The 23,432-nt window shown below is 75.0% G+C and carries 20 protein-coding genes, 3 pseudogenes and 1 riboswitch; of the genes and pseudogenes, 21 read left to right on the plus strand and 2 right to left on the minus strand.

All coding sequences use genetic code 11. The features are described 5' to 3' along the window. Positions 1-7: 7 nt before the first annotated feature. The 18 genes and pseudogenes from MW084_RS18840 to MW084_RS18925 all read left to right on the plus strand — a co-directional run. On the plus strand, positions 8-1,512 hold a 1,505-nt coding region (locus tag MW084_RS18840; protein WP_275563699.1), incomplete at its 5' end, for a DUF5941 domain-containing protein. After that, positions 1,509-2,246 (plus strand): phosphocholine cytidylyltransferase family protein, encoded by a 738-nt coding sequence (locus MW084_RS18845; RefSeq protein WP_010475073.1) that lies wholly within the window; start codon positions 1,509-1,511, stop codon positions 2,244-2,246. The genes MW084_RS18840 and MW084_RS18845, both read left to right, overlap by 4 nt. Then, complete coding sequence (locus MW084_RS18850) at positions 2,234-3,295, plus strand: iron-containing alcohol dehydrogenase family protein (RefSeq protein ID WP_010475071.1); 1,062 nt, start codon at positions 2,234-2,236, stop codon at positions 3,293-3,295. The genes MW084_RS18845 and MW084_RS18850 overlap by 13 nt, the downstream gene beginning before the upstream one ends. After that, positions 3,273-4,052, plus strand: coding sequence for a CDP-alcohol phosphatidyltransferase family protein (locus MW084_RS18855; RefSeq protein ID WP_255113908.1), 780 nt, complete (start codon positions 3,273-3,275; stop codon positions 4,050-4,052). The genes MW084_RS18850 and MW084_RS18855 overlap by 23 nt, the downstream gene beginning before the upstream one ends. 4 nt (positions 4,053-4,056) lie before the next feature. Further along, positions 4,057-4,929 carry a glycosyltransferase family 2 protein gene (locus MW084_RS18860; protein ID WP_010475436.1) on the plus strand — a complete coding sequence of 291 codons (873 nt, stop codon included), beginning with the start codon at positions 4,057-4,059 and terminating at the stop codon, positions 4,927-4,929. A gap of 106 nt (positions 4,930-5,035) precedes the next feature. Then, positions 5,036-5,965 (plus strand): ABC transporter permease, encoded by a 930-nt coding sequence (locus MW084_RS18865; protein ID WP_010475435.1) that lies wholly within the window; start codon positions 5,036-5,038, stop codon positions 5,963-5,965. Continuing rightward, a complete protein-coding gene (locus MW084_RS18870; RefSeq protein WP_010475434.1) occupies positions 5,958-6,761 on the plus strand; it encodes an ABC transporter ATP-binding protein in 804 nt (267 codons plus the stop codon). The genes MW084_RS18865 and MW084_RS18870 overlap by 8 nt, the downstream gene beginning before the upstream one ends. A gap of 285 nt (positions 6,762-7,046) precedes the next feature. Beyond that, positions 7,047-7,961 (plus strand): squalene synthase HpnC, encoded by a 915-nt coding sequence (hpnC, locus tag MW084_RS18875; RefSeq protein WP_010475433.1) that lies wholly within the window; start codon positions 7,047-7,049, stop codon positions 7,959-7,961. Next, positions 7,958-8,908 carry a presqualene diphosphate synthase HpnD gene (gene hpnD, locus MW084_RS18880; protein WP_010475432.1) on the plus strand — a complete coding sequence of 317 codons (951 nt, stop codon included), beginning with the start codon at positions 7,958-7,960 and terminating at the stop codon, positions 8,906-8,908. The genes hpnC and hpnD overlap by 4 nt, the downstream gene beginning before the upstream one ends. 40 nt (positions 8,909-8,948) lie before the next feature. After that, complete coding sequence (hpnE, locus tag MW084_RS18885; RefSeq protein WP_010475431.1) at positions 8,949-10,322, plus strand: hydroxysqualene dehydroxylase HpnE; 1,374 nt, start codon at positions 8,949-8,951, stop codon at positions 10,320-10,322. 38 nt (positions 10,323-10,360) lie between these two features. Next, entirely contained in the window at positions 10,361-11,419 is a 1,059-nt protein-coding gene (locus MW084_RS18890) for a polyprenyl synthetase family protein (protein ID WP_010475430.1), read from the plus strand. Positions 11,420-11,581: 162 nt separating this feature from the next. Beyond that, a complete protein-coding gene (shc, locus tag MW084_RS18895) occupies positions 11,582-13,576 on the plus strand; it encodes a squalene--hopene cyclase (RefSeq protein ID WP_010475429.1) in 1,995 nt (664 codons plus the stop codon). A gap of 62 nt (positions 13,577-13,638) precedes the next feature. After that, positions 13,639-13,921, plus strand: a pseudogene (locus MW084_RS18900) (phosphorylase family protein); the annotation flags it as partial. A gap of 1 nt (position 13,922) precedes the next feature. Continuing rightward, positions 13,923-14,252 (plus strand): annotated as a pseudogene (locus MW084_RS18905) (phosphorylase family protein); the annotation flags it as partial. 5 nt (positions 14,253-14,257) lie between these two features. Continuing rightward, positions 14,258-15,280, plus strand: coding sequence for an adenosyl-hopene transferase HpnH (hpnH, locus tag MW084_RS18910; RefSeq protein WP_275563700.1), 1,023 nt, complete (start codon positions 14,258-14,260; stop codon positions 15,278-15,280). 10 nt (positions 15,281-15,290) lie between these two features. Beyond that, complete coding sequence (locus tag MW084_RS18915) at positions 15,291-16,676, plus strand: aspartate aminotransferase family protein (RefSeq protein WP_010475704.1); 1,386 nt, start codon at positions 15,291-15,293, stop codon at positions 16,674-16,676. Between the two features lie 58 nt (positions 16,677-16,734). Further along, the gene (locus MW084_RS18920; RefSeq protein ID WP_010475706.1) at positions 16,735-17,346 is read left to right on the plus strand and encodes an XRE family transcriptional regulator; all 612 of its coding nucleotides are present in this window, start codon (positions 16,735-16,737) and stop codon (positions 17,344-17,346) included. A gap of 19 nt (positions 17,347-17,365) precedes the next feature. Next, entirely contained in the window at positions 17,366-17,521 is a 156-nt protein-coding gene (locus MW084_RS18925; protein WP_010475708.1) for a DUF6126 family protein, read from the plus strand. Between the two features lie 37 nt (positions 17,522-17,558). On the opposite strand, the gene MW084_RS18930 is transcribed toward MW084_RS18925, so the two are convergent. Further along, positions 17,559-18,371: a tyrosine-protein phosphatase gene (locus MW084_RS18930; RefSeq protein WP_010475710.1), complete on the minus strand. Its 813-nt coding sequence runs from the start codon at positions 18,369-18,371 to the stop codon at positions 17,559-17,561. A gap of 587 nt (positions 18,372-18,958) precedes the next feature. Then, positions 18,959-19,118, plus strand: a riboswitch (cyclic di-AMP (ydaO/yuaA leader). 146 nt (positions 19,119-19,264) lie between these two features. Here MW084_RS18930 and MW084_RS18940 point away from each other — a divergent pair. Both MW084_RS18940 and MW084_RS18945 read left to right on the plus strand, forming a co-directional pair. Further along, positions 19,265-20,062 (plus strand): annotated as a pseudogene (locus MW084_RS18940) (M23 family metallopeptidase); the annotation flags it as partial. Positions 20,063-20,185: 123 nt separating this feature from the next. Continuing rightward, the gene (locus tag MW084_RS18945) at positions 20,186-20,989 is read left to right on the plus strand and encodes an SGNH/GDSL hydrolase family protein (RefSeq protein WP_039830084.1); all 804 of its coding nucleotides are present in this window, start codon (positions 20,186-20,188) and stop codon (positions 20,987-20,989) included. A gap of 73 nt (positions 20,990-21,062) precedes the next feature. Here the strand turns inward: MW084_RS18945 and MW084_RS18950 are convergent, their stop codons facing one another. Next, on the minus strand, positions 21,063-21,671 hold the full coding sequence (locus MW084_RS18950) for a TetR/AcrR family transcriptional regulator (protein ID WP_010475716.1): 609 nt from the start codon (positions 21,669-21,671) through the stop codon (positions 21,063-21,065). Positions 21,672-22,059: 388 nt separating this feature from the next. Here MW084_RS18950 and MW084_RS18955 point away from each other — a divergent pair. After that, positions 22,060-23,368 (plus strand): sensor histidine kinase (locus MW084_RS18955; protein ID WP_420833748.1); only part of this gene is annotated, 1,309 nt, incomplete at its 3' end. Positions 23,369-23,432 lie beyond the last annotated feature (64 nt).

A 23,432-nucleotide genomic window follows, 5' to 3' on the forward strand; every position in this document is an offset into this window, starting at 1 on the left:
ACGCNNNCGGCCTCCGCCGACGCGCCCGCGACGCTGCCGGACGCGCTCGCCGCCGCGCTGGAGGCCGACGGCGTCGCCGTCCACCGGCCCGAGCTCGGTTCGCTGGTCGCCGCCGTCCCCGCCGGCCCGCAGGCCCGCAAGGAGACCCGCGACGCCGTCGCGGCCGTCGACGAGGAGGCCGTGCGCCTCCGCTCCGCGGTGAAGTCCCGCGACGGCTTCTTCACCACCTTCTTCGTCAGCCCCTACTCGCGCCACCTCGCCCGCTGGTGCGCCCGCCGCGGCCTCACCCCCAACCAGGTCACCACCGCCTCGCTGGTCACCGCGCTGATCGCGGCGGGCTGCGCGGCGACCGGCACCCGCGGCGGCTTCGTCGCCGCCGGACTGCTGCTGCTGGTCTCCTTCGTCCTGGACTGCGCCGACGGGCAGCTCGCCCGCTACTCCCTGCAGTACTCGACGCTCGGCGCCTGGCTCGACGCCACCTTCGACCGGGCCAAGGAGTACGCCTACTACGCGGGCCTCGCCCTCGGCGCCGCCCGCGGCGGCGACGACGTGTGGGCCCTCGCGCTGGGCGCGATGGTCCTCCAGACCTGCCGGCACGTCGTCGACTTCTCCTTCAACGAGGCCAACCACGACGCCACCGGCAACACCAGCCCCACCGCCGCCCTCTCCGACCGGCTCGACGGCGTCGGCTGGACGGTCTGGGCGCGGCGCATGATCGTCCTGCCCATCGGCGAGCGCTGGGCCCTGATCGCCGTGCTCACCGCCGCCACCACCCCCCGCACCGTCTTCCTCGCCCTGCTGGTCGGCTGCGCCTTCGCCGCCTGCTACACCACCGCCGGCCGCGTCCTGCGCTCCCTCACCCGCCGGGCGGGCCGCACCGACCGCGCCGCCCGGGCCCTCGCGGACCTCGCGGACAGCGGGCCCCTCGCAGAGACCGCCGCGAAGGCCCTGCGCCGCGCGGCCCGCCCGCTCGGCGGCCGCACCCCGTACGCCCTCGCCGGCGCGGCGGTCCTGCTGGCCGCCGCCTGCGCCGCCCCGCTCGGCGGCCCCCTGGTCGTCCTGGCGGCCGTCCTGTACGCCGTGACCTCGGGCGCCGCCGTCGCCCGCCCGCTGAAGGGCGCCCTGGACTGGCTGGTCCCGCCCGTGCTGCGCGCCGCCGAGTACGCGGCCGTCCTCGTCCTCGCCGCCCGCGCCGACGCACCCGGGGCGCTCCCGGCGGCGTTCGGGCTGGTCGCGGCCGTCGCCTACCATCACTACGACACGGTGTACCGCATCCGCGGCAACGCCGGCGCGCCGCCCGCCCACCTGGTGCGGGCGCTCGGCGGCCACGAGGGGCGCACCCTGCTGGTGGCCGTCCTCGCCGCCCTCCTGGCGACGGGCGGGGGCGACGGCTTCACCCTGGCGCTCGCCGTCCTCGCCGGTGCCGTGGCGCTGGTGGGGCTCGCGGAGTCCATCCGCTTCTGGGTGTCCGCCGGAGCACCCGCCGTACACGACGAAGGAGAACCCGCATGATCGGCCTCGTACTGGCAGCCGGTGCCGGACGGCGTCTGCGCCCCTACACCGACGCCCTCCCGAAGGCCCTCGTGCCGGTCGACGGCGACAGGACCGTCCTGGACCTCACCCTCGCCAACTTCGCCGAGGTCGGCCTCACCGAGGCCGCGATCGTCGTCGGCTACCGCAAGGAGGCCGTGTACGAGCGCCGGGCCGCCCTGGAGGCGACGTACGGGCTGAAGCTCACCCTCGTCGACAACGACAAGGCCGAGGAGTGGAACAACGCCTACTCCCTGTGGTGCGCCCGCGACGTGCTCCACGAGGGCGTGATCCTCGCCAACGGCGACACCGTCCACCCCGTCTCCGTCGAGCACACCCTCCTCGCGGCGCGCGGCGGCGACCGGCGGATCGTCCTCGCCCTCGACACGGTGAAGCCCCTCGCCGACGAGGAGATGAAGGTCGTCGCCGAGGACGGCGCGGGCGTCCGCCGCATCACCAAGCTCATGGACCCGGCCGACGCCACCGGCGAGTACATCGGCGTCACCCTGATCGAGCCCGAGGCCGCGGGTGACCTCGCCGACGCCCTGAAGGCCACCTTCGAGCGCGACCCCGACCTGTACTACGAGGACGGCTACCAGGAGCTCGTCCACCGCGGCTTCCGGATCGACGTGGCCCCCATCGGAGACGTCCGCTGGGTGGAGATCGACAACCACGACGACCTCGCGAAGGGCCGTGAGATCGCGTGCCTGTACTGACCCGGCTCATCCCCTCGCCGGTCGTCGTCGACATCAGCCGAGGCGCGCTGGACGACCTGGCCGGCATCCTCGCCGACCAGCGGATCTCCGCCTCCGGCAAGCTCGCGATGGCCGTCAGCGATGGCTCCGGCCGCGCCCTGCGCGGGAAGCTGGAGCCGCTGCTGCCCGACGCCCGCTGGCACACGGTCGAGGACGGCACCATCGACTCCGCCGTCCGCCTCGCCGACGCCATCCGCGGCAAGCGGTACGACGCGGTCGTCGGCGTCGGCGGCGGCAAGATCATCGACGTGACGAAGTACGCCGCGGCCCGGGTCGGCCTGCCCATGGTCGCCGTCGCGACGAACCTCTCCCACGACGGCATCTGCTCGCCGATCGCCACCCTCGACAACGACAACGGCCGCGGCTCCTACGGCGTCCCCTCGCCGATCGCCATGGTCGTCGACCTCGACGTGATCCGGGACGCCCCGGCGCGGTACGTCCGCTCCGGCATCGGCGAGGCGATCTCCAACCTCTCCGCCCTCGCCGACTGGCAGCTCTCCCACCGGGTCACCGGCGAGAGCGTCGACGGCCTCGCCGCCGCCATGGCCCGCACCGCCGGCGAGTCCGTGCTCCGCCACCCCGGCGGCGTCGGCGACGACGAGTTCCTCGTCGTGCTGGCCGAGGCGCTGGTCCTGACCGGCGTCGCCATGTCGGTCAGCGGCGACAGCCGGCCCGCGTCGGGCGCCTGCCACGAGATCAGCCACGCCTTCGACCTGCTGCACCCGACCCGCCGCGCCTCCCACGGCGAGCAGTGCGGGCTGGGCGCCGCCTTCGCGATGCACCTGCGGGGCGCCCGCGACGACGCCGGCCTCTTCGCCGAGGTCCTGCGCCGGCACGGCCTGCCGGTGCTGCCCGAGGAGATCGGGTTCACCCCGGACGAGTTCGCCGCGATCGTGGCGTACGCGCCGCGGACCCGCCCGGGGCGCTTCACGATCCTCGAACACCTCGACCTGTCCACCGACCAGATCAGGGACGCGTACGCCGACTATGCAAAAACCATCGGTAGCTGAGCTCCGCCCCGTCGTCCACCCGCCGGGCGTGAAGGACCGGCGCAGCGGCGAGCACTGGGGCGGCCGCCTCTACATGCGCGAGGTCTCGCTGCGGGTGACCCGCCACCTGGTCGCGACGAAGGTCACACCGAACCAGCTGACGTACGTGATGACCGTCGCCGGCGCGCTGGCCGCCCCCGCGCTCCTGGTGCCCGGCATCCCCGGCGCGCTGCTCGGCGTGCTCATGGTCCAGCTCTACCTGCTGCTCGACTGCGTCGACGGCGAGGTCGCCCGCTGGAAGAAGCAGTTCTCCCTCGGCGGCGTCTACCTGGACCGCGTCGGCGCGTACCTGTGCGACGCGGCGGTGCTGGTCGGCTTCGGCCTGCGCGCCGCCGACCTGTGGGGGAGCGGCCGGATCGACTGGCTGTGGGCCTTCCTCGGCACGCTCGCCGCGCTCGGCGCCGTACTGATCAAGGCCGAGACCGACCTGGTCGCCGTCGCCCGCCACCAGGGCGGGCTGCCGCCGGTGAAGGAGGCGGCGTCCGAGCCGCGCTCGTCCGGCCTCGCGCTGGCCCGCCGGGCCGCCGCCGCGATCAAGTTCCACCGGCTCGTCCTCGGCATCGAGGCCAGCCTGCTGATCCTGGTCCTGGCGGTCGCCGACACGGTCCGCGGCGACCTGTTCCTCAGCCGCCTGGGCGTCGCCGTCCTCGCCGGGATCGCGCTGCTGCAGACGCTGCTGCACCTGGTGTCGATCCTCGCGTCGAGCAGGCTGAGGTGACCGCGTGAAGCTCGGTGCCGTCATCATCACCATGGGCGACCGCCCCGAGGACCTGAACGCCCTCATCGAGTCCGTCGCCCGCCAGGAGGGCGAGCCGGTCGAGGTCGTCGTCGTCGGCAACGGCGCCCCCGTCCGCGGCGTCCCCGGCTGGGTCCGCACCGTCGACCTGCCCGAGAACCTGGGCATCCCCGGCGGACGCAACGTCGGCATCGAGGCGTTCGGGCCGAACGGCTCCGACGTCGACGTGCTGCTCTTCCTCGACGACGACGGGCTGCTGCCCGAGCGGAACACCGCGGAGCTGGTCCGGCGGGCGTTCGCCGCCGACCCGCGGCTGGGCATCCTCAGCTTCCGCATCGCCGACCCGGACACCGGCGTCACCCAGCGGCGGCACGTGCCCCGGCTGCGCGCCTCCGACCCGATGCGGTCCTCCCGCGTCACGACGTTCCTCGGCGGCGCCAGCGCCGTCCGGACGAAGGTGATCGCGCAGGTCGGCCCGCTGCCCGGCGAGTTCTTCTACGCGCACGAGGAGACCGACCTGGCCTGGCGCGCCCTGGACGCCGGCTGGATGATCGACTACCGGTCGGACATGGTGCTCCACCACCCCACGACCGCCCCGTCCCGGCACGCCGTGTACCACCGGATGGTCGCGCGGAACCGGGTGTGGCTGGCGCGCCGCAACCTGCCCGCGCCGCTGGTCCCCGTGTACGTCGGGGTCTGGCTGCTGCTCACCCTCCTCAGGCGCCCCTCGGGACCCGCGCTGAAGGCGTGGTTCGGGGGCTTCAGGGAGGGGTGGACGACGCCCTGCGGGCCCCGGCGGCCCATGAGGTGGCGCACGGTGTGGCGCCTCACCCGCCTGGGCCGCCCGCCCGTCATCTGAGAAGCTCGGAACCTGCGGACCGGTGCACCCCGGAGGGCCGCCCTCCGCAGGCACCGCCCGCCGCACCCCTCCCNCCCCCGCACCGTGAACACGAAAGTTTCGACCTGTGAGTGAGACAACCCACGACCGAGCGGTCGCCGTGAGTGTCCCGCGCTCGCCCGACGACGACCTGACGCCGGCGGAGCTGGCCGCCAAGTACGGCCTGTCGGTGAGCGGCGCCCGGCCGGGCCTGGCGGAGTACGTCCGGCAGCTGTGGGGACGGCGCCACTTCATCCTGACGTTCTCCCGGGCCAAGCTCACCGCCCAGTACAGCCAGGCCAGGCTCGGCCAGCTGTGGCAGGTGGCCACCCCGCTGCTGAACGCCGCGGTGTACTTCGCGATCTTCGGCCTGATCCTCGAAGCCGGCCGGGGCATGGACGAGAAGGTCTACGTCCCGTTCCTGGTGACGGGCGTCTTCGTGTTCATGTTCACGCAGACCTCCGTCATGTCCGGGGTGAAGTCGATCTCCGGCAACCTGGGGCTGGTGCGGGCGCTGCACTTCCCGCGCGCCTCGCTCCCCATCTCGCTGGCGCTCCAGCAGCTGCAGCAGCTGCTGTACTCGATGCTCGTGCTGTTCGTCATCGCGGCGCTGTTCGGCAGCTACCCGTCGCTCGCCTGGCTGCTGATCGTGCCCGCGCTGGCGCTGCAGTTCATGTTCAACACCGGCCTCGCGCTGGCCATGGCGCGGCTCGGCAGCAAGACCCCCGACCTCGCCCAGCTGATGCCGTTCGTCATGCGGACGTGGATGTACGCGTCGGGCGTGATGTTCTCCATCCCGATCATGCTGAAGGACAAGCCGGCGTGGATCGCCGACGTCCTGATGTACAACCCCGCGGCGGTCTACATGGACCTCGTCCGCTTCGCACTGATCGAGGGCTACACCTCCGACAACCTGCCCGACCACGTCTGGGCCGCCGCCGTGCTGTGGGCGGTCGTCGTCGGCGTCGCCGGGTTCGTGTTCTTCTGGAAGGCTGAGGAGCAGTACGGCCGTGGCTGACGACATCGAAGGCGCCCGCTCCGGCGGGGCGCGCATCCCCACCGTCATCGCCGACGACGTGCACGTCGTGTACCGCGTCAACGGCGGCGGCACCGCCGGCAGGGGCAGTGCCACGGCGGCGCTCAACCGCATCCTGCGCCGCGACAAGGGGGAGGGCCGCGGCGTGCGCAGGGTCCACGCCGTGCGCGGGGTCTCCTTCGTCGCGTACCGGGGCGAGGCCATCGGCCTGATCGGCACCAACGGCTCCGGCAAGTCCACTCTGCTGCGCGCCATCGCCGGCCTGCTGCCCACCGAGAGGGGCAGGGTCTACACCGACGGCCAGCCCTCCCTCCTGGGCGTCAACGCCGCGCTCATGGGCGACCTGACCGGCGAGCGCAACGTCATCCTCGGCGGCCTCGCCATGGGCATGTCCCGCGAGGAGATCAAGGAGCGCTACCAGGACATCGTCGACTTCTCCGGCATCAACGAGAAGGGCGACTTCATCACCCTGCCCATGCGGACCTACTCCTCCGGCATGGGCGCCCGGCTCCGCTTCGCCATCGCCGCCGCCAAGAACCACGACGTCCTCATGATCGACGAGGCGCTGGCCACCGGCGACCGCAAGTTCCAGATCCGCTCCGAGGAGCGCATCCGCGAACTGCGCAAGGAGGCCGGCACGGTCTTCCTCGTCAGCCACAGCAACAAGTCGATCCGCGACACCTGCGACCGCGTCCTATGGCTGGAAAAAGGCGAACTCCTGATGGACGGGCCGACTGACGAGGTCCTCCGGGCATACGAGAAGGAGACCGGCCGCTAGCCGGCCCGCCCGCGGAGCGGCAGGTCGCACCGCCGGGGCCCGGCCGGACCGTCCGGACCGGGCCCGCGACGTGCGCGCGCCACGGGCCGAACGGATCATCCGTGTCGGACGACGTAAGCTGTACCGGTTCGTTTCAGGCCATGTGCGGTGACGGCTCCGCGGGTCGGCGGCGTGTCCGAAACGAGATGCATGCGGTCCGCGGTGTAGAACGGGAGACGTGACGGCAATGACGGAGAATCCCCGGCCGGCCGAGGGGCCCGCCGTCCCCGTACCGGGCCGCCGCCGGTGACGGGCGTCCGCCAGGCGGGCCCCGGCGCCCCCGCACGCACCACCCTCGACAAGGCCGCGGACGAGAACTTCCCCGTGGCCCCGTTCTTCCTGCCGCGCGCCTGGCGCGCGGACCTCATGGCCGTCTACGGCTTCGCCCGCCTCGTCGACGACGCGGGCGACGGCGACCTCGCCCCCGGCGGCGCCGACGCCCGCCTCCTGGGCGCCCGCCCCGGCGACGGCCCCGGGGCGCTGCTCGACGCCCTGGAGGCCGACCTGTCGCGCGTCTTCGACGACACGGCCGGCGCCCCCTCCCACCCGCTGCTCGCCTCGCTGCGGCCCACCGTCCGCCGCCACGCGCTCGGCCCGGGGCCGTTCCTCGCGCTGATCGAGGCCAACCGCCGGGACCAGCACGTCCGCCGCTACCCGACGTACGGCGACCTCGCCGCCTACTGCGAGCTGTCCGCCAACCCCGTCGGCCGGCTCGTCCTGGAGATCAGCGGCACCTCCACCCCCGAGCGGGTCCGCCGCTCCGACGCGATCTGCACCGCCCTGCAGATCACCGAGCACCTCCAGGACGTCGCCGAGGACCTCCGCCGCGACCGGATCTACCTGCCCGCCGAGGACATGGCCCGCTTCCGCGTCACCGAGGCCGACCTGGCCGCCCCCACGGCCGGCGCCTCGGTGCGGTCCCTCGTCGCCTACGAGGCGGAACGCGCCCGCGCCCTGCTGGAGGAGGGCGCCCCGCTCGTCGGCAGCGTCCGCGGCAGGCTCCGGCTCCTCCTCGCCGGCTTCGTCGCCGGGGGCCACGCCGCCCTCGACGCGATCAGGGCCGCCCGGTACGACGTCCTCCCCGGACCGCCCAGGGCCTCCCGGCACCGCCTGCTCCGCCGCGCGGGAGCGGTCTGGCGAGCAGCGCGCGGGGAGGGGTGAGCGGGACCGTGGACACGACGACGCAGGCGCCCCCGCCCGTCCAGGCCGCGTACGGCTACTGCGAGGACGTCACCGCGCGGCAGGCCCGGAACTTCGCGTACGGCATCCGCCTGCTGCCGGCCGGCAAGCGGCGGGCCATGTCGGCGCTGTACGCCTTCTCCCGGCGGGTCGACGACATCGGCGACGGCTCCCTCGACCCCGGGGCCAAGCGGCACCGCCTCGAAGCCGCCCGCGGCGTCCTCGACCGGGTCCGGCGGGGCGCCGTCGCCGAGGACGACACCGACCCGGTGGCCGTCGCCCTCGCCGACGCGGCCCGCCGCTTCCCCCTCCCCCTGGAGGGGCTCGACGAACTGATCGACGGCGTCCTGATGGACGTGCGCGGCCGGACCTACGAGACCTGGGACGACCTGAAGGTCTACTGCCGCTGCGTCGCCGGAGCCATCGGGCGCCTCTCCCTGGGCGTGTTCGGCACGGCCCCGGGCGCCCGCGACGCCGCACGCGCCCCGCAGTACGCGGACACCCTGGGCCTGGCCCTCCAACTCACCAACATCCTGCGGGACCTGCGCGAGGACGCCGCCAACGGCCGCAGCTACCTCCCCGCCGAGGACCTCGCCGAGTTCGGCTGCTCCGGCGGCTTCCACACCGCGGCGCCGCCCCCGGGCGCCGACTTCACCGGCCTCGTCCACCACGAGGTGCGGCGCGCCCGTGCCCTGTTCGCGGAGGGGTACCGGCTGCTGCCCATGCTGGACCGGCGCAGCGGCGCCTGCGTCGCCGCCATGGCCGGGATCTACCGCCGCCTCCTCGACCGCATCGAGCGCGACCCCGGGGCCGTGCTGCGCGGCCGGGTCTCGCTGCCGGGCCGGGAGAAGGCGTACGTCGCGGTGCGCGGCCTGTCCGGGCTCGACGCCCGCGCGGCCGCCCGCCGCGCCGAGGGGACCCGCCCGTGAACCCCCGCACGGCGCGCCGGGCCGGCCCCGGGAGGCGCGGATGAACGGCCGTCACACCGTCGTCGTGGGAGGCGGCCTCGCCGGGGTCTCCGCCGCCCTGCGCCTCGCCGACGCGGGGCTGCGGGTCACCCTGCTGGAGGGCCGCCCCCGCCTTGGCGGCCTGGCGTTCTCCTTCCGCCGCGGCGACCTCACCGTCGACAACGGCCAGCACGTGTACCTGCGCTGCTGCACCGCCTACCGCTGGTTCCTCGACCGGGTCGGCGGCGCGCACCTCGCGCCCGTGCAGGACCGGCTCGACGTGCCCGTCCTGGACGCCGGCGGCCCGCGCGGCCCCCGCCTGGGCCGGCTGCGCCGCGCCGCCCTGCCCGTGCCGCTGCACCTGGCGGCGAGCCTCGCCGCCTACCCCCACCTGTCGCCCGCCGAGCGGCTGGCCGCGGGCCGCGCCGCCCTCGCCCTGAGGTCCCTCGACCCCGCCGACCCCGCGCTCGACGCCGTCGACTTCGCCGGCTGGCTCGCCCGCCACGGCCAGTCCCGCCGCGCCGTGGAGGCCCTGTGGGACCTCGTCGGCGTCGCCACCCTCAACGCCACCGCCGAACGCTCCTCCCTCGCCCTGGCCGCGACGGTCTTCAGGACCGGCCTGCTCTCCGAGCCGGGCGCCGCCGACATCGGCTGGGCCCGGGTCCCCCTCGGCCACCTCCACGACACGCTCGCCCGCGAGGCCCTCGAATCGCGCGGCGTGCGGATCGCCGTCCGCGCCAGGGCCGCCGCCGTCACCCCCGCCGACGGCGGCGGCTGGACCGTCGACGTGCCCGGCGGCCGCCTGGAGGCGGACGCCGTCGTCCTCGCCGTACCGCAGCGCGAGGCCCACGGCCTGCTCCCGCCCGGCGCCCTCGACGACCCCGGCGACCTGCTGAGGATCGGCCACGCGCCGATCCTCAACGTCCACGTGGTGTACGACCGCCCGGTGCTGCGGCGCCCGTTCCTCGCCGCGATCGGGTCGCCCGTCCAGTGGGTGTTCGACCGGACGGAGCCCTCCGGCCTCCGCGGCGGCGGCCAGTACCTCGCCGTCTCCCAGTCGGCCGCCGAAGACGAGATCGACACCCCCGTGGCCGAACTGCGCGCCCGCTACCTGCCGGAACTGGAGCGGCTGCTGCCGCCCGCCCGGTACGCCCGCGTGGAGGACTTCTTCGTGACCCGCGAGCGGACGGCGACCTTCGCCCCCGCGCCCGGGGTCGGCCGGTTCCGCCCCGGCGCCCGAACTCGTGTGCCCGGCCTGTATCTTGCGGGCTCGTGGACCGCCACCGGCTGGCCCGCGACCATGGAAGGAGCGGTACGCAGCGGTCTCACCGCGGCGTCCGCCGCCCTCTCGGGTCTCGGCCGTCCCCACGTGCACCCGTTCGAGGAGGCGGCATGAGACCGAGTACAGGAGAAAGAGGAGAGACCGTGCCGACAGTGCCCCCGGGGAACCCCGCCGTCGACGCAGCGGAGGTCGCCGCGCTGCTGGACCGCGGACGAACCCTGTCCACCCCTGTGCTGCGCGCGGCCGTCGGCCGGCTCGCGAAGCCCATGGACACCGTCGCGGCCTACCACTTCGGCTGGATCGACGCGCTGGGGCGGCCCGCCGACGGGGACGGCGGCAAGGCCGTCCGTCCCGCCCTCGCGCTGCTGTCCGCCGAGGCGGCCGGCGCCCCGCCGGAGACCGGCGTCCCGGGGGCCGTGGCCGTGGAGCTCGTCCACAACTTCTCGCTGCTGCACGACGACCTGATGGACGGGGACGAGCAGCGCCGCCACCGCGACACGGTGTGGAAGGTCCACGGCCCCGCCCAGGCGATCCTCGTCGGCGACGCGCTGTTCGCCCTCGCCGGCGAGGTGCTGCTGGAACTCGGCACCGTCGAGGCGGGCCGCGCCACCCGGCGGCTGACCGCCGCCACCCGCAAGCTGATCGACGGCCAGGCGCAGGACATCTCCTACGAGCACCGCGAGCGGGTCACCGTCGAGGAGTGCCTGGAGATGGAGGGCAACAAGACCGGCGCGCTGCTGGCCTGCTCCGCCTCCATCGGCGCGGTCCTCGGCGGCGCCGACGACCGCACCGCCGACGCCCTGGAGGCGTACGGCCACCACCTCGGGCTGGCCTTCCAGGCCGTCGACGACCTGCTCGGCATCTGGGGCGACCCGGAGTCGACCGGCAAGCGGACCTGGAGCGACCTGCGCCAGCGCAAGAAGTCCCTGCCCGTCGTCGCGGCGCTCGCCGCCGGCGGGCCGGCCTCCGAGCGGCTCGGGGAGCTGCTCACCGCCGACGCCAAGACCCAGGACCTCGACGCGTTCTCCGAGGAGGAGTTCGCCGCCCGCGCCGCCCTCATCGAGGAGGCGGGCGGCCGCGAGTGGACCGCCGAGGAGGCCCGCCGGCAGCACGCCGTCGCCGTCGGGGCGCTGGACCGCGTCGACATGCCCGACCGGGTCCGGGCCCAGCTCACCGCCCTCGCCGACTTCGTCGTCGTACGGAAGCGATGACCGCGGTCCCAGGCGCCCCCGGGGCCGTCCCCGCCCCCGGGCCGGGAGGTCCGATCCGGCACATATGACGTCGCGGTCGGCGGCCGGCGCCGCGCGCGTGAGCGTGCGGCGCCGGCCGGCGGCAGACCCATGGCAGCACGTCCACTGCACGAAGGGGAAGCCATGACAGCGACGACCGACGGGAGCGCGGGCCCCGCGACCGCCCCGACCGCCCCGACCGCCGGGATCCACCGCACGGCCGCCGCGCCCGCCGCCGGGGCGGACCCGCGCACCGCCGCCGAGACCGCGATGCGCCGCTCCGTCGACCACCTCCTCGGCCGGCAGGACGCCGAGGGCTGGTGGAAGGGCGACCTGCAGACCAACGTCACCATGGACGCCGAGGACCTGCTGCTGCGCGAGTTCCTCGGCATCCGCGACGACGCCACCACCGAGGCCGCCGCCCTATTCATCCGGGGCGAGCAGCGCGCCGACGGCACCTGGGCCACCTTCCACGGCGGGCCCGGCGACCTCTCGGCCACCATCGAGGCGTACGTCGCCCTGCGCCTCGCCGGGGACCCGCCCGACGCCCCGCACATGGCCCACGCCGCCGCCTGGGTCCGCGCCCGCGGCGGCATCGCGGCGAGCCGCGTCTTCACCCGGATCTGGCTGGCGCTGTTCGGCTGGTGGAGGTGGGAGCGCCTGCCGGAGCTCCCGCCCGAGATGATCTACCTGCCGCCCTGGTTCCCGCTGAACGTCTACGACTTCGGGCAATGGGCCCGGCAGACGATCGTGCCGCTCACCGTCGTCTCCGCCAAGCGGCCCGTCCGCCCCGCGCCCTTCGCGCTGGACGAGCTGCACTCCGACCCGCGCCGCCCCGACCCGCCGCGCCCCCTCGCCCCGGCGCACACCTGGGACGGGCTGTTCCAGCGGCTCGACGGGGCCCTGCGCCGCTACCGCCGGGTCGCGCCGCGCGCCCTGCGCCGGGCCGCGATGAACGCCGCCGCCCGCTGGATCGTCGAGCGGCAGGAGAACGACGGCTGCTGGGGCGGCATCCAGCCGCCCGCCGTGTACTCGCTGATCGCCCTCCACCTCCTCGGCTACGACCTGGGGCACCCCGTGATGCGTGCCGGGCTCGACTCCCTGGACCGGTTCGCGGTCCGGCGCGAGGACGGCGCCCGCATGGTGGAGGCGTGCCAGTCGCCCGTCTGGGACACCTGCCTCGCCACCATCGCCCTCGCCGACGCCGGGCTCCCGCCCGACCACCCCGCCCTCGTCAGGGCCGCCGACTGGCTCCTCGCCGAGCAGGTGGTGCGGCCCGGCGACTGGGCGGTGCGTCGGCCCGGCCTGCCGCCGGGCGGCTGGGCGTTCGAGTTCCACAACGACACGTACCCCGACATCGACGACACCGCCGAGGTCATCCTCGCCCTGCGGCGGGTGCGCCACCCCGACCCCGCCCGGGTCGACGCGGCGGTGGAACGCGGCGCCCGCTGGACCCTCGGCATGCAGTGCCGCGACGGCGCCTGGGGCGCGTTCGACGCCGACAACACCAGCCGCCTCCCCAACCGGCTGCCGTTCTGCGACTTCGGCGAGGTCATCGACCCGCCCTCCGCCGACGTCACCGCCCACGTGGTGGAGATGCTCGCCCACGAGGGCCGCGCCCGCGACCCGCGCACCCGCCGGGGCGTCGCCTGGCTCCTCGCCGAACAGGACCCGCGGGGCTCCTGGTTCGGCCGCTGGGGCGTCAACCACCTCTACGGCACGGGCTCCGTCGTGCCCGCGCTCACCGCCGCCGGGCTGCCCGCCGCGCACCCGGCGATCCGGCGGGCCGTCGCCTGGCTGGAGTCGGTGCAGAACGACGACGGGGGCTGGGGCGAGGACCTGCGCTCGTACCGCGACGAGGAGTGGATCGGCCGCGGCGCCTCCACGGCCTCCCAGACCGCCTGGGCGCTGCTGGCGCTGCTCGCGGCGGGGGAGCGGGACTCCGCCGCCGCGGCGCGCGGCGTGGCCTGGCTGGCCCGTACGCAGCGGGAGGACGGCTCCTGGGACGAGCCGTACTTCACCGGCACCGGGTTCCCCTGGGACTTCTCCATCAACTACCACCTGTACCGGCAGGTCTTCCCGCTCACCGCGCTCGGCCGGTACGTCCACGGGGAGCCGGCCGTCGCCAGGGGGCGCTGAATGGCCCGCGGACCGGCGCCGGGCGGCCCCTCCACCCGCTCCCCGGCGGCACCGCCCGCCCNCGCCGCTGCTGGTCGCCTGCGCCCTCGGCATCGAGCACCTCGCCCTGCGCGGCGGCCGGGCGGCGGGCGGCGGAGCGGTCCTGCTGCGCACCGGCATGGGTCCCGGGCGCGCCCGCCGCGCCGTGGCCGGCGCCCTGCGGGGCGGCCCGCTGCGCGCCGCCGCCGTCGTCGCCTCGGGCTTCTGCGCCGGGCTGGCCCCCGGGATGCGCCCCGGCGACCTGGTCGTCGCCGACGAGACGCGCGGCCCGCACGGCGCCGCCCGCTGCACGGACCCCGGGGCGCTNGCCGCCGCCCTGGCGCGGGCGCTGCCGGGGGCGGCGGTCCACACGGGGCCGCTGACCGGCTCCGACCACGTGGTGCGCGGCCGGGAGCGCACGGCCCTGCGCGCCGCGGGGGCGCTGGCGGTGGACATGGAGTCCGCCGCCGTCCTGCACGCCGCGCTGGCCGCCGGACCCCGGCCGGTTGCCGCCGTCCGGGTGGTCGTGGACGCCCCGGGGCACGAACTGGTCCGGATCGGGACGGTACGCGGTGGAATGGCAGCCTTCCGTGTCCTTCGCGCGGTCCTTCCCGCGCTCCGCGAATGGCACCGTTCCCTGCCGCCCCCCAGGAGGTGAGCCAGATGTCCATGCCGCTCCGCCAGACCGTCCGGATCGGGACCTATCTGCTCGGACAGAGGCTCCGCAGACGCGAGAAGTTCCCCCTCATCGTCGAACTCGAACCGCTCTACGCCTGCAACCTGAAGTGCGAGGGCTGCGGGAAGATCCAGCACCCCGCCGGGGTCCTGAAGCAGCGCATGCCCGTCGCCCAGGCGGTCGGGGCGGTCCTGGAGTCCGGGGCGCCCATGGTCTCCATCGCCGGCGGCGAACCGCTGATGCACCCGGGGATCGGCGAGATCGTGCGCCAACTCGTCGCCCGCCGCAAGTACGTCTTCCTCTGCACCAACGCGCTGCTGCTCCGCCGCAAGATGGACGACTTCGCCCCGTCGCGCTACTTCGCCTTCGCCGTCCACATCGACGGGCTGCGGGAACGCCACGACGAGTCCGTCGCCAAGGAGGGCGTCTTCGACGAGGCCGTCGCCGCGATCAGGGAGGCGAAGCGCCGCGGGTTCCGCGTCACCACCAACTCCACCTTCTTCAACACCGACACCCCGCAGACCGTCGTCGAGGTCCTCGACTTCCTCAACGACGACCTCCGCGTCGACCAGATGATGATCTCGCCCGCGTACGCCTACGAGAAGGCACCCGACCAGGAGCACTTCCTCGGCGTCGAGCAGACCCGCGACCTGTTCAGGAAGGCCTTCGCCGGCGGCAACCGGCGCCGCTGGCGCCTCAACCACTCGCCGCTGTTCCTCGACTTCCTGGAGGGCAGGACCGACTTCCCCTGCACCGCCTGGGCCATCCCCAACTACAGCGTGTTCGGCTGGCAGCGCCCCTGCTACCTGATGAGCGACGGGCACGTCCCGACCTACCGCGAGCTCGTCGAGGAGACCGACTGGGACGGCTACGGCCGCGGCAGGGACCCGCGCTGCGCCAACTGCATGGCGCACTGCGGGTACGAGCCGACCGCCGTCCTCGCCACCGTGGGCTCCCTGCGCGAGTCCCTGCGCGCCGCCCGGGAGGCCCTCCCCGGCCGGCGCTCCTGAGGAGCCACCCGTGAGCACCGGTTTCGACCTCCGCGCACTGCTCGCGGACCGCGCCCACGAGCGCTACGAGCTGCACGCCCGGCACCTCAACCACCAGTTGCCGCGGATGCTGCACACCATCGGCTTCGACAAGGTGTACGAGCGGGCCGAGGGCGCCCACTTCTGGGACGCCGAGGGCAACGACCACCTCGACATGCTGGCCGGCTTCGGCGTCATGGGCCTGGGCCGCCACCACCCCGTGGTGCGCCGCGCCCTGCACGACGTCCTGGACCTGGACCTGCCCGACCTCACCCGGTTCGACTGCGCGCCGCTGCCCGGCCTCCTCGCCGAGCGGCTGCTGGCCCACTCGCCCCACCTGGACCGGGTCCACTTCGGCAACAGCGGCGCGGAGGCGGTGGAGACCGCCCTGAAGTTCGCCCGCCGCGCCACCGGCCGGCCGCGCGTCCTGTACTGCGCCCACGCCTTCCACGGGCTCACCACCGGGGCGCTCTCCGTCAACGGCGAGGACTGCTTCCGCGACGGCTTCGCCCCGCTGCTGCCCGACACCGCGATCGGACTGGGCGACCTCGACGCCCTGGAGCGGGAGCTGGGGCGCGGCGACGTGGCCGCGCTGATCGTGGAGCCCATCCAGGGCAAGGGCGTCCACGCGGCCCCGCCCGGCTTCCTGCGCGCGGCCCAGGAGATGCTGCACGAGCGGGGCGCCCTGCTCATCGCCGACGAGGTGCAGACCGGCCTCGGCCGCACCGGCGACTTCTACGCCCACCAGCACGAGGAGGGCGTCGAGCCCGACCTGGTGTGCGTCGCCAAGGCCCTGTCCGGCGGGTACGTCCCGGTCAGCGCCACCCTCGGCAGGGACTGGATCTTCCGGAAGGTCTACTCGTCGATGGACCGCGTCGTCGTCCACTCGGCGAGCTTCGGCGCCAACGCGCAGGCCATGGCCGCCGGCCTGGCCGTCCTCGCGGTGCTGGAGGACGAGGACGTCGTCGGCAACGCCCGGCGCACCGGCGCCCTGCTGAAGTCCCGGCTCACGGAGCTCGTCGGCCGCTACGAGATGCTCCGCGAGGTGCGCGGGCGCGGCCTGATGATCGGCATCGAGTTCGGCCGGCCCTCGTCGCTGACCCTGCGCGGCCGCTGGACGATGCTCCAGACGGCCCGCAAGGGGCTCTTCGCCCAGATGGTCGTCGTCCCGCTGCTCCAGCGGCACCGGATCCTCACCCAGGTCTCCGGCGACCGCCTCGAAGTGATCAAGCTGCTCCCGCCGCTGATCATCGGCGAGGAGGACGTCGACCGGTTCGTCACCGCGTTCACCGCCGTCATGGACGAGGCGCACAGCGGCGGGGGACTGGTCTGGGACTTCGGCCGCACCCTGGTCAAGCAGGCCGTCCTGAACCGGTGATCCTTGCCCCGGAGGCAAGAAAATTGCCTCTGGGGAAAATCCCTGGCGCAATGGAGGCATGACGACCGCCGAAGGGGAGCCGGCCGACGGCCTGCCGGACGTCGCGCCCCAGCTCCGCGCCCTGCGCCGCCGCAGGGGCCTGACCCTGGAGGCGGCCGCCCGGCGCGCCGGGCTCTCCCCGGCCCACCTGTCGCGCCTGGAGACCGGCCGCCGCCAGCCGTCGCTGCCCATGCTGCTGGGCCTCGCCCGCACCTACGGTACGACGGTGTCCGAGCTGCTCGGCGAGGCGGCCCACGCCGCCGACCCGGTCGTCCGCGCCGACCGCGCCGAACCGGTCGAGGCCGGCGGCTGGACGTACCACCAGGCGGGCGCGGCGAGCAGGGCCATGCAGGCGCTGCGCGTCGAGATCCCGTACACCGGGCTGCGCGACACGGTCCGGGTCCACCCGGGCGAGGAGTGGATGTACGTGCTGGCCGGGCGGGTGCGGCTGGCGCTGGGCGACGCCGTCCACGTCCTCGACCCGGGCGACAGCGCCCACTTCGACTCGCTCACCCCGCACCGGATCGCCGCCGCCACCCGGGGCGGGGCCGAGCTGCTGTTCGTCCACACCCTCATGCAGAGCCCCGCCGCCGACCTGTGCCTCGGCGAGGGCGTCCCCCAGCGCCACTGAGACGACCGAGAGGTACGCCATGCCCGAGCCGGAGAACCCGAACCCCGTCCCCAGCAGCCAGGAGCGGTGGATCAACCGCAACCTCGTGATACGGCTGTTCGCCTACCTGGTCGCGGGCCACCTCTTCGCGGCCTTCCTGTACCTGCTGTTCATGCTCGGCGGCCAGAACCAGTAGCCCGGCCCGGCGGTCCCCGCCGCCCCGCCCGACGGGCTCAGCCGTCGAGCAGGCGCTCCCGCAGCCGCTCGCGGGTCCGGCCGCTCAGGCCGAGCCCCTCGGAGAGGTACCGCTCGGTGGAGCCCCAGGTCTCCTCGATCGCCGCGTACGCCGTGCGCAGGTACTCGGCGCGCGCGTCGAACAGCGGGGCGAGCAGCTCCATCGCCTCCGCGGAGCCCTCGCCGGGCGACGGGTCGTCGCGGCGGATCCGGTACCGGCGGTGCGGGTCGTTCGACTTCAGGTAGTCCGCCTCGATCGCCTCGCGCTCCACGCCGACCGCCAGCAGCACCACCGCCACGGACAGCCCCGCGCGGTCCTTGCCGGCCGCGCAGTGCATCAGCGCGGGCACGCTGTCCTCGGCGAGCGCGTGCAGCACCCGGCTGTGCTCGGCGGTGCGCCCGGTGACGATGGAGCGGTACGCGGCCCGCATCCGCGCCGCCGCCCCGCCGTCGCCGAGGAGGTCCCGCAGCCGGTCCAGGCCGCCGGTGCGGACCATCGTCCAGAACTCGGCGCCCTCGGCCGGGTCGGTCAGCGGGATGTTGACGTTCCGCACGCCGGGCAGCTCCACGTCCGGGCCCTCCAGCGCCTGGTCGGCGGCGTTGCGGAAGTCGAAGACGGTGTGCAGGCCCAGGGACGCCAGGAACGCCGAGTCCTCCTCGGTGGCGTGCGCGAGGTGCCCGCTGCGGAACAGCCTCCCGGTCCGCACCCGGCGCCCGTCCACGGTCGGCAGCCCGCCCACGTCGCGGAAGTTGCGGACGCCCCGCAGCTCCGGCTCGGCGGTCGGGGGGAAGGGCGGCGACTGCTGCGTCACGGGAGCTCCTCCGTGTCCGGTGCCGGCGACGACCGCCGACGGGATGGCGGTCCGACGATACGACACGGCCCTCCCGGACGAGGACCCCCGGCGCGACGCGCACGTCCGCCGTCCGGTCCGCGGGAGGAGGCGTACGGCGGACGGCGTACGGGTGGCCGGATCCCGTGGGACGCGCGAGCGGACCGCGCGGCCCCTGGTCGGGTTTGTCCGTGTTCGCCACCCCTGTGATCGATGGGTGGGGGTGGGTCCGGCGCGGCAGCCCCGCCGGGCGACTGACCCCCTTTAGGGGCATTTCTACCGCTTCTGTCCGTATTGGCGGATTAGGTCACAACATGGCCTGAAAACACGGGAGATGGGTTACGTCGCGTGAGGAGCGTCATAAAGGTGACGGATCGTGTCCGCCGCCGTCGGGCGAAGACCCCGTGCCACAGGGGAATTCGCGGTCCGCGCTCCACGGAGGGTGACCGGAATTCCCCGGGGAATTCCCCGCACCCAATGCGCGCGGGCAATCAGCCCCTTGTTCCCGTCGTCCCCGTTCGCTTACGGTCCCGTTTCAGCCGGGCGGATCGCCGAATCCTGCCGCCGCCCCGGAATTCGCACCCATCCACGTGTGGCAGGAGCGGGGGAACCAGGTAGTCCGCCGAACGGGAATTCCCGGACGGCTCGGGGTGAAGTCGCGCCACCCGCGCGGCCGGGCATCTCCAGCCCGAACCCGACAGCTCACCTCGCAGGCGCCGGAGAGGAATTCGCCATGTCCGCCAAGGGCAAGCACCGCCGCACCAGGACCAACCCGCTCACCCGCGGTTTCGTCGCCGCCGGAACGGGTGGCGCCGCCATCGCCCTCCCGCTCCTCGGCGCGACCGGCGCGCACGCCGCCGCCCCGCCGCCGCNNNGCGGCGGCGCCGGCCGCCGCTCCCGCGCAGGCGTCCGTCGCCGAGGCCGCCAAGCACGGCCCGCGCACCTACACCGTCGTCGCCGGCGACTACCTGGCCAAGATCGCCCACGACAAGAACGTCCGGGGCGGCTGGAAGAAGCTGTACGCCGACAACCGCGAGGTCATCGGCAGCGACCCGGCGCTCATCCACCCGGGCCTGAAGCTCACCCTCGGCGCCAAGAGCACCGCGAAGGCCGACGAGCCCCGCGCCGAGCGCGCCTCCCGGTCCGCCGCCCAGACCCGGACCCCCGTCCGGACGACGCCCGAGCCGCAGGCCCCGGTCGAGACGGAGCCCGAGGCGCCGGCCGCGCCCGAGGCCCCGTCCCGGCCCGAGGCGCCCGCGCAGAACGGCTCCGGCTTCACCGCCCCCGTGTCCGCCGGCGTCACCACCCCCTACCGCGCCTCCGGCGGCATGTGGTCCTCCGGCTACCACACCGGCGTCGACTTCGCCGCCTCCTCGGGCAGCACCGTCAAGGCCGTCGGCCCGGGCACCGTCGTCTCCGCCGGCTGGAGCGGCGCGTACGGCAACGAGGTCGTCATCAAGCACGCGGACGGCAACTACTCGCAGTACGCCCACCTGTCCTCCCTCTCCGTCTCCGCCGGGCAGAGCGTCGGCGGCGGCCAGCAGATCGGCCTGTCCGGCTCCACCGGCAACTCCACGGGCCCGCACCTGCACTTCGAGATCCGGACCAGCCCGTCCTACGGCTCGGACGTCGACCCGCTGGCCTACCTCCGGGGCCACGGCGTCAGCATCTGACGCACCGCTCGTCCCGCGCCGCGGCCCGGCACCCCCACGGGTGCCGGGCCGCGGTGCCGTGGCCGAGATCACGCCCCGTCACCCCCTCCCTACGGTCGCGTAGGTCGCGGCGCGCGATGAATGATGTGCCGCCGTGGCAGACGGTTCGACGAGGGGGAGAGCGACGTGATCGGGTCGTACACGGCGATCGGCGACAGCTTCACCGAGGGCGTCGGGGACCCGGGCCCGGACGGGCGGTTCGTCGGCTGGGCCGACCGCCTCGCGGTCCTGCTCGCCGACCGGCTCCCGGAGGGCCGGGAGTTCCGCTACGCCAACCTCGCCGTACGCGGCAGGCTCCTCGACCGGATCGTGCGGGAGCAGGTGCCCCGGGCCAAGGAGCTCACCCCCGACCTGGTGACGTTCTGCGCCGGCGGCAACGACATCATCCGGCCCGGCAGCGACCCCGACGACGTGGCCGAGCGCTTCGAACGCGCGGTCGCGGACCTCGCCTCCGCGGTCGGCACGGTCGTGGTGACCACCGGCTTCGACACGCGCGGCGTCCCGGTCCTGCGCCGGCTGCGCGGCAAGATCGCCACGTACAACGGCCACGTCCGGGCCATCGCCGACCGGTACGGCTGCCCGGTCCTGGACCTGTGGTCGCTCAGGACCGTCCAGGACCGCCGCGCCTGGGACCGGGACCGGCTCCACCTGTCACCCGAGGGGCACCGGCGGGTCGCGCTGCGCGCCGCCCAGGTCCTCGGCCTGGAGGTGCCGGCCGACCCGGACGAGCCGTGGCCGCCGCTCCCGCCGCGCGGCGCGCTGGAGGAGCGGCGCGACGACGTCCACTGGGCCCGCGACCACCTCGTCCCCTGGATCGGCCGCCGCCTGCGCGGCGAGAGCTCCGGCGACCGGGTCTCCGCCAAGCGCCCCGACCTGCTGCCGCTGTAGCCGGGCCGAGGCGCGGGGGGCCGGGCCCCCGGCCCGCGTCGGCGCTTCCCCGCACCGGCCGCGTCCCGGGCGCTCAGGCCCCGCCGCCCTCCCCGGCGCCCCCCAGTTCCCGTTGCAGGGCCTCGTCCGCCCAGCGCAGCACCGTCGCGCGGCTCAGCGTCCCCGGACACACCGTCATCCGCACGCCCAGCCCGTTGAGGAGCGTCGCCAGCCGCCCGGCCGCGCCCTGCGGGTCCGGGCACCGGAACTCGCCCGCCGCCGCGCCCTGTGCAAACACCTCCGCCAGCGCGCTCCTCCACCGCCGGTCGAGCCGCACCGCGACCTCCCGCACCGGCCGCTCCCGCAGCGCCGCCGCCCAGCACTCGATCCACAGCCGGCACCCCTGCGACCGCCCGCTCGGCAGGTACCAGCGCACGGCCGCCCGCAGCCGCCGCGCCGCCGGGGCCCGCCGGTCCAGGATCCGGCCCAGCTCCGCCAGATCGCCCTCCATCGCGTAGGCGAACGCCGCCGCGACCAGCTTCTCCTTCGTGGAGAAGTGGTACAGGACCAGCGCCCCGCTCACCCCGAGCGCCGCCGCCACGTCCGCCACCCGCACCGCCGCCGCGCCGCGCGCCTCGATCTGGGCGACGGTCGCCCGCAGCAGTTCCTCGCGCCGCTCGGCCGCGTCCAGCCGCACCCTCATCGCCCCACCCGCCCGTTCTCCGCCTCCGGCGCGCGACAGTACCCCGGACGGGTCCCGGCCATGCCCCCGGAGACGCGGACCGCGATCGTCACCGGCCACGGGGCGCCGACACCGGAGCGCCACCGCCGAAGCGCCGGTGGCGGGGCGCTCAGGACGCCTCCCGTCGTGATATCGGCCGCCCGTGCGACCCCTCATACCAGAGCGGGACGCTCCCCGGGCAAGTTCGACAACAACCCACCCCGCGTGAATGGTTGGCGACTACCTTGTGTGTCCGGCCGCCAACGGTGAGTTCGTCGGATGGGCGTCCTGCCTCCCTCCCCTCGATCCCGTTCACCCGTTTGGCGCCGGAACGCACCGATTCCCTGGGCCCCACGTACCAAGGACACTGATGTCTCCACTTCGCGCACCCCTCGCGCGGCCCGACCGCCGTGAAGGCGGCGGTCGGCACGGCCGGCCGGGCGCCCGCCCCCCGTCGCACCACGACGGGCCGCGCCCCCTCCCGCCCCTCCCGGAAGCCCGCATACGTCCCAGGCTCCTGCGCGCCTGCGTGCCGCCGGCCGTCGCGGCCGCGCTCGGCGGCGCCGGGGCGGTCCTGTTCACCCTGTACTCCACCGGGGTCCGGCCGACCGCCGCGCTCTGGGCGGTCCTGGGGTGCGCCGCCGCCCTCGCCGCGGCGGCCGTGACCGCGGCGGTGCTCGGCGCCGACCGCGCCGCCCGGTCCGTACGGGAGCGCTGCGACGCCCTGCGCCGCGCCACCGCCCACCGGCAGGACGAACTGCACGGCGTCGTCGAGCAGTTGCGGCGCGGCGAGCGCCCGCCGGTCCGGCAGTCCGCGCCGCCCCTCCCGGGAGCCGACGACTTCGACCTGCTCGCCCACGAGCTCGGCCGCGCCCACGACACCGCCGTGGCGACCGCCGTCCGGGCGTCCCGCCTCTCCAGCAGCGCCGGGCACGAGCAGAAGGTCGAGGTCTTCGTCAACCTCGCCCGGCGCCTCCAGTCCCTCGTGCACCGCGAGATCCAGCTCCTCGACGAGCTGGAGAACGCGGTCGAGGACCCCGAACTGCTCAAGGGCCTCTTCCACGTCGACCACCTGGCGACCCGCGTCCGCCGCCACGCCGAGAACCTCGCCGTCCTCGGAGGCGCCGTCTCGCGCCGCCAGTGGTCGAACCCGGTCACCATGACCGAGGTCCTGCGCTCCTCCATCGCCGAGGTCGAGCAGTACCCCCGCGTCAAGCTGGTCCCGCCCATCGACGGCACCCTGCGCGGCCACGCCGTCGCCGACGTCATCCACCTCCTCGCCGAACTCGTCGAGAACGCCACGCTGTTCTCCGCCCCGCACACCGCCGTCCTGCTCCGTGCCCGGTACGTCACCGCCGGGCTCGCCGTCGAGGTCGAGGACCGGGGCCTGGGGATGCCGTTCGCCGAGCAGGAGAGGATGAACGCCCTGCTCCACGCCCCCGACCAGGTCGACGTGGCGCACCTGCTCCGGGACGGCCGGATCGGCCTGTACGTCGTCTCCGCCCTGGCCCGCCGGCACGACATCGCCGTACGCCTCCAGTCCAACATCTACGGCGGCGTGCAGGCCGTCCTGGTCATCCCGCAGGAACTCCTCGGCGCCGACCCGGCCGCCGAGCACCGGCCCGGCCGACCGCACCCCGGCGCGTCCGGCGCGCCCGGAACGGCGGCGGACGCGCCGGNCCGCACCGCGCCGACCGCCGACGCACCCNCACAANTCTNANGGGTACAACCTTATTTTATGTC

This window comes from Streptomyces sudanensis, from assembly GCF_023614315.1.
Taxonomy (GTDB): Bacteria; Actinomycetota; Actinomycetes; order Streptomycetales; family Streptomycetaceae; genus Streptomyces; species Streptomyces sudanensis.